The organism is Microbacterium sp. C23T, from assembly GCF_053345975.1.
Map to the genome: position 1 here is coordinate 88,925 of NZ_JBKFBD010000013.1, position 12,404 is coordinate 101,328.

Genomic DNA, 12,404 nt, shown 5'->3' on the forward strand with positions numbered 1-12,404 from the left:
CTTCACCCTAACTGCGCGGGGCTCGTGGAAGAACGCAAGAAGCCGGTCCCTCTCGGAACCGGCTTCGTGTCTGTGGAGCCTAGGAGATTCGAACTCCTGACATCCTGCTTGCAAAGCAGGCGCTCTACCAACTGAGCTAAGGCCCCGGGGCTTACGGTGGGGCTACCAGGACTTGAACCTGGGACCTCTTCATTATCAGTGAAGCGCTCTAACCGCCTGAGCTATAGCCCCGTGTGACTGCGGAAACTGCGCTCCGCAACCTCCAAGACTTTACCCGACGAATCGCGAATCTCCGAATCGGGCTGGTTGACTGGGCCCGTGACAGAGATTTCCCATCCTGGTGAACCGCACGGGGTCCGGCTGGGGGAGCGCCTCAACTGGCTCCGCGCCGGTGTTCTGGGCGCGAACGACGGCATCGTCTCGGTGGCGGCGCTGGTCGTCGGCGTCGCAGGCGCGACGACCGACACCGCTGCACTGTTCACCGCCGGCATCGCCGGCCTGGTAGGCGGTGCCATCTCGATGGCCCTTGGCGAGTACGTCTCGGTGAGCAGCCAGCGCGACTCGGAGCGGGCGCTGATCGCCAAGGAGCGCGGCGAGCTGCGCGACATGCCCGAGGCGGAGCTCGACGAGCTCACCCAGCTCTACCGCGACCGGGGCCTGTCGGATGCGACGGCACGTCAGGTCGCCCTCGAGCTGACCGCACACGACGCGCTGTCGGCCCACCTCGAGGTCGAGCTGCACATCGACCAGAACGACCTCGTGAACCCGTGGCACGCGGCGATCTCGTCAGCCATCTCGTTCACGCTCGGCGCGCTCCTGCCGTTCCTCGCGATCCTGCTCCCACCGCCCGAGTGGCGCGTGCCGATCACCTTCGTGGCGGTGCTCATCGCTCTGGCCGTCACCGGCACGGTCTCGGCGCACCTCGGCGGCGCTCCGAAGGGTCGCGCCGCGATCCGCCTCGTCATCGGCGGCGCGCTGGCCCTCGTCGCGACGTGGCTCATCGGCACCCTGCTCGGGACGACGGTGGTCTGACCCGCAAACGCCGAGCGCCGGCATCCGGGATCGAATCCACGGATGCCGGCGCTGCGGCGTTGTGCGTCAGTTCGAGGTGAAGCCGACCAGCAGGCCGCCCGTCACCTTGACCGCGAGGTTGTAGATGCCCGCGATCACGGCGCCGAGCACCGTCACGACCACGAGGTTCAGGATGGCGACGACGGCCGAGAAGGCCAGCACCTGTGGGAAGCTCACGAACTGCGACAGCAGGATGCTGCCGTCGGAGAAGCTCGAGAAGAACTCGTCGGCCTTCGCGATCAGGCCGGTGGTCTGCACCACCAGGAAGACCATCACGAATGCCACCACCGTCACCACCGCGATGGCGATCGCGGCGAGGAAGGACAGCTTGACCGCGGACCAGAAGTCCACGTACACCAGACGCAGGCGAACCTGCTTGGCGCTGGTCTTGTGACTCGATTTCTTGGCGAGCTTGTCGGCTACCGTGCTCATGCGTCAGTGCTCTCTTCGGGGGTCGGGGGCGAGGCATCCGATCCGAGGGTGTCCGTCGACTGGGGGGTCTCGGACGACGGTGCTGCGTCGGCGCCGTCGGTGGCTGCATCCTCGGATTCTTCTGCGAGGCCCCGTTCGCCGTTGCGCGCGATCGCGATGATGCGATCGTCGTCGCTGGAGCGGGCGAACACGACACCCATCGTGTCTCTACCTTTGGCGGGGACCTCGGCCACGGCAGAGCGTACCACCTTGCCGCTGGCAAGAACCACCAAGACCTCGTCGTCCTCGGAGACGATGAGACCGCCCGCGAGATCGCCACGATCCTCGCTCAGCTTGGCCACCTTGATGCCCAGTCCGCCGCGGTTCTGCATGCGGTACTGATCGACCGCGGTGCGCTTCGCGTACCCGCCTTCGGTCACGACGAAGACGTACCCGTCGTCGGCTGCGACGGATGCCGACAGCAGGCTGTCCCCGGCGCGGAAGTCCATTCCCTTCACGCCCGAGGTCGAGCGGCCCATGGGGCGCAGCGCCGAATCGGTCGCCGAGAAGCGCAGCGACATGCCGTGGCGGCTGATGAGGAGGATGTCGTCGCCCTCATCGACCAGCAGCGCGCTGACGACCTCGTCGTCGGGTCCGGCCTCGGCCTCGTCACCCTCGTCGGCCACCTGCCCGCGGAGCTTGATCGCGATGATGCCGCCCTGGCGGTTCGTGTCGTACTCGGTCAGGCGCGTCTTCTTGACGAGGCCGCTGCGGGTCGCGAGCACGAGGTAGGTAGCCACCGAGTAGTCGCGGATGTCGAGGATCTGGGCGATCTCCTCATCGGGCTGCAGTGCCAGAAGGTTGGCGACGTGCTGGCCCTTCGCGTCGCGCCCGGCCTCCGGCACCTCGTACGCCTTCGAGCGGTACACGCGGCCCTTGTTCGTGAAGAACAGCAGCCAGTGGTGCGTCGTGGTGACGAAGAAGTGCTCGACGACGTCGTCGGCGCGCAGCTGCGCGCCCTTGACGCCCTTGCCGCCGCGGTGCTGCTGGCGGTAGTTGTCGCTGCGCGTGCGCTTGATGTAGCCGGCGCGCGTGACCGAGATGACCATCTCCTCTTCGGGGATCAGGTCTTCCATCGACATGTCGCCGTCGAATCCGTGGAGGATGTGCGTGCGGCGCTCGTCGCCGAACTTGTCGACGATCGCCGTGAGCTCCTCGCGGATGATGTCGCGCTGGCGCTGTGGCGTGGCGAGGATCTCGCGGTAGTCGGCGATCTGCAGCTCGAGCTCGGCGGCCTCGTCGATGATCTTCTGCCGCTCGAGGGCCGCGAGGCGGCGCAGCTGCAGCTGGAGGATCGCGTCGGCCTGCGCTTCGTCGACGTCGAGGAGCTTCTGCAGGCCCTCGTTCGCCTCCTGCGCGTTGGGCGACCGGCGGATGAGCGCGATGACCTCGTCCAGCGCATCGAGCGCCTTCAGATACCCGCGCAGGATGTGCATGCGCTCTTCGGCCTTGCGCAGGCGATAGCTCGTCCGGCGGACGATGACGTCGATCTGGTGCTCGAGCCACAGAGTGACGAAGCCGTCGAGCGACAGCGTGCGCGGCACGTTGTCGACGATCGCCAGCATGTTGGCGCCGAAGTTCTCCTGCAGCTGGGTGTGCTTGTACAGGTTGTTCAGCACGACCTTGGCGACGGCATCCCGCTTCAGCACCACCACGAGGCGCTGACCGGTGCGGTCCGAGGTCTCGTCGCGGATGTCGGCGATGCCGGTGATCTTGCCGTCGCGCGCGAGGTCGCCGATCTTGACCGCGAGGTTGTCGGGGTTGACCTGGTACGGCAGCTCGGTGATGACGAGGCAGGTGCGGCCCTGGATCTCTTCGATCGACACGACGGCGCGCATCGTGATCGAGCCGCGGCCGGTGCGGTACGCCTCGCGGATGCCCTTCGTGCCGAGGATCTGCGCGCCGGTCGGGAAGTCCGGGCCGGGGATGCGCTCCATGAGCGCCTCGAGGAGCTCTTCGCGCGACGCCTCGGGGTGCTCGAGCGCCCACAGTGCGCCGGCGGACACCTCGCGGAGGTTGTGCGGCGGGATGTTGGTCGCCATGCCGACCGCGATGCCGACGGAGCCGTTGACGAGCAGGTTCGGGAAGCGCGCCGGGAGCACCGACGGCTCCTGGGTCTGACCGTCGTAGTTGTCGTGGAAGTCGACGGTCTCTTCTTCGATGTCGCGCACCATCTCGAGCGCGAGCTGAGCCATCTTGGTCTCGGTGTACCGCGGGGCGGCGGCGCCCATGTTGCCGGGCGAGCCGAAGTTGCCCTGACCCTGCGCGAGCGGGTAGCGCAGCGACCACGGCTGCACGAGACGGACGAGGGCGTCGTAGATCGCGGTGTCACCGTGCGGGTGGTACTGACCCATGACCTCGCCGACGACGCGCGCGCACTTCGAGAACGACTTGTCGGGACGGAACCCGCCGTCGTACATGCCGTAGATCACGCGGCGGTGCACCGGCTTCAGGCCGTCGCGCACGTCGGGGAGCGCGCGGCCGATGATGACGGCCATCGCGTAGTCCAGGTAGCTGCGCTGCATCTCGAGCTGCAGGTCCACCTGGTCGATGCGGCCGTGGTCGTGCTCGGCGTTCACGTCGGGACGTTCGTCTTCTGCCATGTCTTCTATCTCGTCTTCTTTGTGAACCGCGGTGTCTGGACCCGACGCAGGGTCAGATGTCGAGGAAGCGGACGTCCTTGGCGTTGCGCTGGATGAACGTGCGGCGCGACTCGACGTCCTCGCCCATCAGCACCGAGAAGATCTCGTCCGCCGCGGCCGCGTCGTCGATGGTCACCTGGCGGAGCGTGCGCGTGGAGTGGTCCATCGTGGTCTCCCACAGCTCCTTGGCGTTCATCTCGCCGAGACCCTTGTACCGCTGGATGCCCTCCTTGGGGATCCGCTTGCCGTTCGCGAGACCGTCGGCGAGCAGCGCGTCGCGCTCCTTGTCGGAGTAGACGTACTCGTGCGGGGAGTTGGTCCACTTCAGGCGGTAGAGCGGCGGCATCGCGAGGTACACGAAACCCGCCTCGATGAGCCCACGCATGTAGCGGAACAGCATGGTGAGCAGCAGCGTGGTGATGTGCTGGCCGTCGACGTCGGCATCCGCCATCAGCACGATCTTGTGATACCGCGCCTTGTCGATGTCGAAGTCCTCGCCGATGCCCGTGCCGAAGGCCTGGATCATCGCCTGGACCTCGCGGTTGCCGAGCGCCTTGTCGAGGCGCGCGCGCTCGACGTTGAGGATCTTGCCGCGCAGCGCCAGGATCGCCTGGGTGTGCGGGTCGCGGCCCTGCACCGCGGAGCCGCCGGCCGAGTCTCCCTCGACGAGGAAGATCTCACTGATCGACGGGTCCTTGCTGGTGCAGTCCTTGAGCTTGTCGGGCATCGCAGCGGACTCGAAGACGCTCTTGCGGCGCGCGGTCTCGCGCGCCTTGCGGGCCGCCATGCGCGCGGTCGCGGCGTCCACGGCCTTCGTGATGACGCGCTTGGCCTGCACCGGATTGCGGTCGAGCCAATCGGCGAGCTGGTCGCCGACGACCTTCTGCACGAACGCCTTCGCCTCGGTGTTGCCGAGCTTGGTCTTGGTCTGCCCCTCGAACTGCGGCTCGGAGAGCTTGACCGAGATCACCGCGGTGAGACCCTCGCGGATGTCGTCGCCGGTGAGGTTGTCGTCCTTCTCCTTGAGGAGGTTCTTGTCGCGCGCGTACGCGTTGATGCGCGTCGTCAGCGCAGCGCGGAAGCCCTCTTCGTGGGTGCCGCCCTCGTGGGTGTTGATCGTGTTCGCGAAGGTGAAGACGTTCTCGGTGTAGCTCGACGTCCACTGCATGGCGAGTTCGAGCGAGATGTGGCGGACGGTGTCCTCCGACTCGATCTCGATGATCTCCTCGTTCACGACGTCGGCGTGGCGCACCTTGTTGAGGTATTCGACGTAGTCGACGAGACCGCGCTCGTAGTGGAAGTCGTCGAACGGCTGACGCTCCTCGGAGCCTCCGCCCTCGGCATCCGTCACGTACGTCGACTCGGGGCGCTCGTCGGACAGGGTGATGCGCAGGCCCTTGTTGAGGAACGCGGTCTGCTGGAACCGGGTGCGCAGCGTGTCGTAGTCGAAGTGGACCGACTCGAAGATCGTGTCGTCAGGCCAGAACTGGATGATCGTTCCGGTCTCTTCGGTGGGCTCGCCCTTGGCCAGCGGGGCCTGCGGCTGCCCGCCGTCGCGGTAGGACTGGCGCCAGACGTGCCCCTGGCGCTTCACCTCCACCTCGAGGCGCGTCGACAGCGCGTTGACGACCGACGAACCGACGCCGTGGAGACCGCCCGACACCGCGTACCCGCCTCCGCCGAACTTTCCGCCGGCGTGGAGCACGGTCAGCACGACCTCGACGGTCGACTTGCCCTCGGTGCGGTGGATGTCGACCGGGATGCCGCGGCCGTTGTCGACGCAGCGGATGCCGCCGTCGGGCAGGATCGTGACGTTGATCGTGTCGCAGTAGCCGGCGAGGGCCTCATCGACGGAGTTGTCGACGATCTCGTAGACGAGGTGGTGGAGGCCGCGCTCACCGGTCGAGCCGATGTACATGCCCGGGCGCTTGCGGACTGCCTCGAGACCCTCGAGCACCTGGATGGCGTCTGCCCCGTAGTCGCTGGGAGTTCCGTTGGGAGCCGGAGCAGGCGTTTCGGGTTCCTCGGAAACGTTATCGGGGTTGTCAGACGTCATCTTCGCGAGGGCTCCAAATCCTTCGACACGGGCCCTGACAGTCTATCGGGTAACGGCCCGATCACAGCGCTCTACGCCCCTGTGAGGGGATGAAAATCGCCCGGATGCCTCCCGACGTGGCTTATCCGTAGGTATCGCGCGGACCGCGCCCTGGAATCGTTCTGGGACCCCATTTCCAGGAGGGGACGTCCGGCCCGATGAAGCGGACTGCGTTCACACCCGCTTCCGGGTACCGGCGGACGATCTCCGAGAGGATCTGCGCGCGCATCAGCTGGAGCTGCTTCGCCCACGCCGTCGAGTCGGCCTGGATGGTGAGCGTGGCGTCCGAGAACGCGACCGGGCGGGTGTGCTTCGCGGTGTCCTCGCCGGCCACCTGATCCCACGCACGGACGACGTCCTCCCGCGCGAGCTGGGGGTCCCAGCCGGCCTCGCGGGTGAGGTCGGCGAGCACGTCGCCGACGCCCCGGGGGTCCCGCCCCGGGGCGAACGGGATGTTGTCGTCGTCCTCGGTGCGCCGGCGGCGCTTGCGGTACGACCGGGCGGAGGGCTCGAGTCCGCGCAGGCGCAGGTACGTCGCGATCGTCTCCGGGACGGCCGTGCGGTCGAGCGGCTTGGCTTTCTGCGGGACGGATGCTGCGTCCCCGGGCTGTCCGGCCCCTGAGCCTGTCGACGGATCAGGCATCTCCGGCCTCCGCGTCAACGGGTCCGACGATGCGGCCGGCCTCGACGCGCACCATCCGCGCACGAAGCTCGCCGGGGACATCGCCCTCGACCGCCGCCGTGACCACGACCTGCTCGTAGTCGGACGCGAGGTGCGCGAGGCGTGCGCGACGGTCGGTGTCGAGCTCGGCGAAGACGTCGTCGAGGATCAGCACCGGGTCGCCGAGGCGCGAATCCGCCCGCAGCAGCTCCGCCGACGCGAGCCGGAGCGAGAGTGCGACCGACCACGACTCGCCGTGCGACGCGTACCCCTTCACCGGAAGTCCGCGGATCCGCAGCAGCAGGTCGTCGCGGTGCGGTCCCACCAGAGTGAGGCCGCGCTCGAGCTCGGACGTGCGCTTCGCCGCGAGCGCCTGACGGAAGAGCTCGGCGATGCGGGTGGTCGAGGCATCCGTCCGTCCGTCATCGGAAGTCTGGCCGGGCGACGCGGGGGAACCCGAGCCGCTGTCGCCGTCTTCGCCGGTGTCGGCGCCCGCGACCGAGAGGGCCCACTCGATCTCGGGGTTGTGGTCGGCGCCGGCGATCGCCGTGTAGGCGGCGGCGAGCGGGGGCGCGAGGTCGGTCGCGAGGGAGAGACGTGCCGCGATGAGCTGGGTGCCCAGCGAGACGAGCTTCTCGTCCCAGACATCGAGGGTCGAGAGGGCGTCGCCGCGGATGCCGCGCGCCTTCGCCGACTTGAGGAGTGCCGTGCGCTGCTTGAGTACGCGGTCGTAGTCGGCCAAGACTGCCGCCATGCGGGGAGTGCGCTGCACCAGGAGCTGATCGGCGAAGCGGCGGCGCGCGGACGGATCGCCGCGCACGATCTGCAGATCTTCGGGGGCGAAGAGCACGACCTGCGCGTAGCGGGGAAGCTCCGCCGGCTTCACCGGGGCGCCGTTGACCCGCGCCTTGTTGGAACCCTGGCGGTTCACCTGCGCCTCGAGCTGCACGCGACGCTCGCCGTGGGCCAGTCGCGCACGGATGATCGCGGCATCCGCCCCGTCACGCACCATGGGCGCGTCGTTCGAGACCCGATGCGAGCCCAGAGTCGCGAAGAAGCCGATGGCCTCGGCGAGATTCGTCTTGCCCTGACCGTTGCGGCCCACGAACACGTTGGGACCGGGCCCGAGCTCGACGTCGGCGGCCGCGTAGTTGCGGAAGTCGACGAGACTCAGGTGCTCCACGATCACCGGACAAGCCTAATGACCGGCTCCGACGACGGGCTGATCAGCGAAGGAGCAGGTTGGGCTGCAGCAGGTAGCGGAACGAGTCCGAGCCGGCGCGGTCGACCGAGGTCTGCGGGGTGATGAGCACGGGGCTCAGCTTGTTCGCGTTGTCGCTCGAGGTGAACGTGATGCGCACGAACTCGCTCTTCACGGCGCCGAGCGACTCGAGCAGGTACTGGGGGTTGAGACCCAGGGTGACCTCGTCGCCGCCGAGCAGCGTCGCGTCGACGGACTCGGTGGCGCGAGCCTGCTCGGTGCCCGAGGCATCCATCGACACGCTGTCGGACGTGAAGGTGAACCGCAGCGGGGCCGAACGGTCGAGGACGAGCGACACACGGCGCACGGCCTCGGCAAGCTCGGCGGTGTTGACGACCGCGTGGTGCTCGGTCTGCTCGGGGAACAGGCGCCGAACCGGCGGGAAGTTGCCCTTGATGAGCAGCGACGTCACGGTCTTGTTGCCGGCGGTGAACGCGATGATCTCGCGGTCGCCCGACCCGGAGAACGCGATCGAGATGTCGCCGCCGTGTGCGAACGTCTTGCCGACCTCGGTCAGGGTGCGCGCGGGCACGAGTGCTGTCGTCGACTCGTCGCTCGCGGCGGTGCCGCCGTCCCACGGGATCTCGCGGAGCGCCACGCGGTAGCGGTCGGTGGCGACCAGGCTGAGGCTCGTTCCCGAGACCTCGAGCTGCACGCCGGTGAGCACGGGGGTGACGTCGTCGCGGGACGCGGCGAATGCGACCTGCGCGATGGCGGTGGCGAAGTCCTCGGAGGGGACGAGGCCGGAGTCGCCGGTGACCTCGGGGATCGCGGGGTACTCCTGCACCGGCATCGAGGCGAGGGTGAAGCGCGCGGAGCCGCAGGTGAGCAGGATGCCGCCGTCTTCGTCGACTTCGATCTGGATCGGCGCGTTCGGCAGGCGGCTGGCGATGTCGGAGAGCAGCCGGCCGTGGACGAGGATCGTGCCCGGTTCGTCGACGGTCGCCTCGATCGTGGTACGCGCGGACGCTTCGTAGTCGAACGCGGCCAGCGAGAGGCCTTCAGCGGATGCCTCGATCAGCACGCCCGCGAGGATCGGCTGAGGGTTGCGCTGCGGCAGGAGTTTGACGACGAACGATACGGCTTCGCTGAACACATCGCGATTGACGTGGAACTTCACGAACGCTCCCTCTGCAGCGGGCCCTTCGACTGCGGGCTCGGGGTTCTCATGCTAGTGCCAGCCTCGGAGATTGCCAGTCCGCCTTCTCGTCTCGGGGCTTGTCCACCGCAAAGGTGATCGGACGGGTTTCATCACAAAGATTTCTTGTCATGGTGTTAACGGGTGTGGAAACTGTGGACAACTGCCGCGTTGCCAGTCGGGAGACGGAAACCACACTCTTGTGAGTTGTGGAGACGCTCCGGAGAGCGCTCGGAAAGACGAATGACAAAACCTGTGGATTCCGCAATCCATCCACAGGTCTCCCCCGCTCGTTCACAGCAGTTTCCGCAGCTTGGGAGAGTTATCCACAGGTTTTCCACACTGTGAAGAACCGAAATGATGGCCCTGCTCACCGCGCGTGTCAAGAACTTCTTCCGGCATATGCGACGAAGGGCCGGTGCGTCGTGACGCACCGGCCCCTGGAGGGGTGTAGACGAGACGGTCAGCGACCGTTGCGGCCCAGCTGAGCGGTGATCTCGGTGACCTGGTTGTAGATCGACCGGCGCTCCTTCATGAGCTCGCTGATCTTCTTGTACGCGTACATCACGGTCGTGTGGTCGCGGTTGCCGAACAGCTGCCCGATCTTGGGCAGCGACAGGCTCGTACGCTCACGACACAGGTACATGGCGATCTGGCGGGCTTGGGCGACCTGCTGAGACCGGCTCGAGCCGTACAAGTCGTCGACCGTGAGCTTGAAGTAGGCCGCGGTCGCCGTGATGATGTCGGTCGGCGAGATGACGTTCGCGTCGTCCTGGTCGACGATGTCGCGCAGCACGGTCTGGGCCAGCGACATGTCGAGCGTCGAGCGGTTGAGGCTCGCGAAGGCCGAGACGCGGATGAGTGCGCCCTCCAGCTCGCGGATGTTCGACGACACGACGGTCGCGATGTACTCCATGACCTCGTCGGGGATGTGGAGTCGCTCGGACTGCGCCTTCTTGCGGAGGATCGCGATACGCGTCTCGAGGTCGGGCGCCTGCACGTCGGTGATGAGGCCCCACTCGAACCGGCTGCGCATGCGGTCCTCGAAGCCGGTGAGGTGCTTCGGGGGCACGTCGCTCGTGATCACGACCTGCTTGTCGTGGTCGTGGAGCTGATTGAACGTGTGGAAGAAGGCTTCCTGCGTCTCGGCGCGGCCCTGCAGGAACTGGATGTCGTCGATCAGCAGGATGTCGACATCCCGGTAGCGCGCCTGGAACGCCGAGCCGCGGTTGTTGGCGATCGAGTTGATGAAGTCGTTGGTGAATTCCTCGCTCGACACGTACCTCACGCGGATGCCGGCGTAGAGGCTCAGCGCATAGTCGCCGATCGCGTGGAGGAGGTGGGTCTTGCCCAGACCTGAGTCGCCGTAGATGAAGAGCGGGTTGTACGCCTTGGCCGGCGCCTCGGCGACCGCGACCGCCGCGGCATGGGCGAAGCGGTTGGACTGCCCGATGACGAAGTTGTCGAACGTGTACTTCGGGTTCAGTCGCGTATCGCTGCGCGAGACGGATGCTGTGTCCACCGGTTCGTCGAGCGGCGGGCGTCCGACCGGCGGGCCGGACTGCAGTCCGACCGGCGACGCGATCGGCGCCGCCGTGGACTGGACCGGAATCGGTGCGGTGAGGTGCACGTCGGCGAGATCCGGGTTCACGACGACGCGGAAGTTCGACGCAGGGTCCTGGACGTCCTGGCCGACGCGCGTCAGAGCCTCGAGGATCGGCGCGCGCATGCGCTTGGTGAACTGAGCCGCGGTCAGATCGTTGGGGACGTCGAGATAGAGCGTCCCGCCCATCACTCCCTGCGGAACTGCCAGGCTGATGAAGCCGTGCAGCTGCGGCGTGATGCGATCGTCTCGCACGAGTTCGTCCAGAACGGCCGTCCAGACCGGTACATCTGGAACTTCGTGCGGTGTCATGGCCCCCCCGGGTTGTTGATGATTCCACCGGAGGCCGCGGAAACGTCGGTCCAGGCCTGTGGATAACTGCCGGAGCCACGCTAGTCAGGAGGCGTCGCGTGAGCAAACTCCACTGTAGAACCGGCCTGCGTGTCGGTGCCAGGGTCGATCGCCTCCCCGGTGCATAATGACACGTTCTGCGCTCGGTTTGAGTTCTCGGGCAACTCGACGTAGCCTTAATCGGTTGACTTATGCCCTCGTGGCAGTCGCCCCTGTACACACGTCCCCGGTCTTGAGCGTCCCGGTGACACCTGATCGGAAGTAGTCCCCATGAGCAAGCGCACCTTCCAGCCCAACAACCGTCGTCGCGCCAAGAAGCACGGCTTCCGCGCCCGCATGCGCACGCGCGCCGGCCGTTCGATCCTGTCGGCTCGCCGCGCCAAGGGGCGCACCGAGCTCTCGGCCTGAGCCGAGCGGTGCTCGCGAGGCCGCACCGACTCACCCGCGGATCGGAGTACAAGGCCGTTGTCCGTCGGGGTCGTCGGTGTGCCGGAGCGCACACCATCACCTACGTGAACCGCGTCGTGACCGATGGTCCGGCGCGGTTCGGCTTCATCGTGAGCAAGCAGGTCGGTGGCGCCGTCGTGCGCAACACCGTCCGTCGCCGGCTGAAGGCGCTGTGCTTCGAGTCCATCGACTCGGTCGCACCCGGCAGCGAGGTCGTGATCCGCGCACTGCCCAGTGCGGCATCCGCGTCCTTCGATGATCTGCGCAGCGACGTCGTGAAGTGCCTCGCACGGAGGGCCGCATGAGCGTTCTTCCCGCCTACGCGTTCGGAGACGCCGAGTTCGCGGCATCCGATTCGCTGCGCAGCATCCCTCTGCTCCCCCGCAACGCGCTGCTCGCGCTGCTGCACGGCTACCGCGCCACGATCTCGCATACCTACGGCGACGTCTGCAAGTACTACCCGTCGTGCTCGGCCTACGCCGTCGGCGCGGTGCAGCAGCACGGCGCCGTCGTCGGTTCGGCGCTGACCGCGGCGCGCATCGCACGCTGCCACCCCTGGGCCGTCGGCGGCGTCGACGACGTGCCGCCCCGCAAGAACTTCCGGCACGCGCTGACCCGCCACGGGTTCGTCGTGCCTGCCCCCACCGGAAAGGACTGATCCTCC

General features: G+C 67.4%; 11 protein-coding genes and 2 tRNA genes. 4 read left to right on the forward strand and 9 right to left on the reverse strand.

What is annotated here, in order from left to right:
- Positions 1-73 precede the first annotated feature (73 nt).
- Positions 74-146, reverse strand: a tRNA-Ala gene (locus ACLBXX_RS09275).
- 11 nt (positions 147-157) lie between these two features.
- A tRNA-Ile gene (locus tag ACLBXX_RS09280) sits at positions 158-231 on the reverse strand.
- 87 nt (positions 232-318) lie between these two features.
- On the opposite strand from ACLBXX_RS09280, the gene ACLBXX_RS09285 reads away from it, so the two are divergent.
- Entirely contained in the window at positions 319-1,032 is a 714-nt protein-coding gene (locus tag ACLBXX_RS09285) for a VIT1/CCC1 transporter family protein (protein WP_447657792.1), read from the forward strand.
- 66 nt (positions 1,033-1,098) lie between these two features.
- On the opposite strand, the gene ACLBXX_RS09290 is transcribed toward ACLBXX_RS09285, so the two are convergent.
- From ACLBXX_RS09290 to dnaA, 7 genes are all read right to left on the reverse strand, one after another.
- The gene (locus ACLBXX_RS09290; protein ID WP_045301979.1) at positions 1,099-1,503 is read right to left on the reverse strand and encodes a DUF3566 domain-containing protein; all 405 of its coding nucleotides are present in this window, start codon (positions 1,501-1,503) and stop codon (positions 1,099-1,101) included.
- On the reverse strand, positions 1,500-4,145 hold the full coding sequence (gyrA, locus tag ACLBXX_RS09295) for a DNA gyrase subunit A (RefSeq protein ID WP_447657793.1): 2,646 nt from the start codon (positions 4,143-4,145) through the stop codon (positions 1,500-1,502). Before gyrA ends, ACLBXX_RS09290 begins: the two co-directional genes overlap by 4 nt.
- Positions 4,146-4,197: 52 nt before the next feature.
- A complete protein-coding gene (gyrB, locus tag ACLBXX_RS09300) occupies positions 4,198-6,240 on the reverse strand; it encodes a DNA topoisomerase (ATP-hydrolyzing) subunit B (protein ID WP_387142512.1) in 2,043 nt (680 codons plus the stop codon).
- 121 nt (positions 6,241-6,361) lie between these two features.
- Positions 6,362-6,922 carry a DUF721 domain-containing protein gene (locus ACLBXX_RS09305; RefSeq protein WP_447657794.1) on the reverse strand — a complete coding sequence of 187 codons (561 nt, stop codon included), beginning with the start codon at positions 6,920-6,922 and terminating at the stop codon, positions 6,362-6,364.
- The gene (gene recF / locus ACLBXX_RS09310) at positions 6,915-8,129 is read right to left on the reverse strand and encodes a DNA replication/repair protein RecF (RefSeq protein WP_447657795.1); all 1,215 of its coding nucleotides are present in this window, start codon (positions 8,127-8,129) and stop codon (positions 6,915-6,917) included. Before recF ends, ACLBXX_RS09305 begins: the two co-directional genes overlap by 8 nt.
- Before the next feature lie 37 nt (positions 8,130-8,166).
- Positions 8,167-9,321, reverse strand: coding sequence for a DNA polymerase III subunit beta (dnaN, locus tag ACLBXX_RS09315; RefSeq protein ID WP_387142503.1), 1,155 nt, complete (start codon positions 9,319-9,321; stop codon positions 8,167-8,169).
- A 481-nt stretch (positions 9,322-9,802) separates the two neighbouring features.
- A complete protein-coding gene (gene dnaA / locus ACLBXX_RS09320; RefSeq protein ID WP_447657796.1) occupies positions 9,803-11,254 on the reverse strand; it encodes a chromosomal replication initiator protein DnaA in 1,452 nt (483 codons plus the stop codon).
- Positions 11,255-11,563: 309 nt separating this feature from the next.
- On the opposite strand from dnaA, the gene rpmH reads away from it, so the two are divergent.
- From rpmH to yidD, 3 genes are read left to right on the forward strand one after another with little or no spacing between them, the layout of a single operon-like run.
- Positions 11,564-11,701, forward strand: coding sequence for a 50S ribosomal protein L34 (rpmH, locus tag ACLBXX_RS09325; protein ID WP_005054680.1), 138 nt, complete (start codon positions 11,564-11,566; stop codon positions 11,699-11,701).
- A gap of 8 nt (positions 11,702-11,709) precedes the next feature.
- Positions 11,710-12,045: a ribonuclease P protein component gene (gene rnpA / locus ACLBXX_RS09330; protein WP_056365562.1), complete on the forward strand. Its 336-nt coding sequence runs from the start codon at positions 11,710-11,712 to the stop codon at positions 12,043-12,045.
- Entirely contained in the window at positions 12,042-12,398 is a 357-nt protein-coding gene (gene yidD, locus ACLBXX_RS09335; RefSeq protein WP_045301961.1) for a membrane protein insertion efficiency factor YidD, read from the forward strand. Before rnpA ends, yidD begins: the two co-directional genes overlap by 4 nt.
- Positions 12,399-12,404 lie beyond the last annotated feature (6 nt).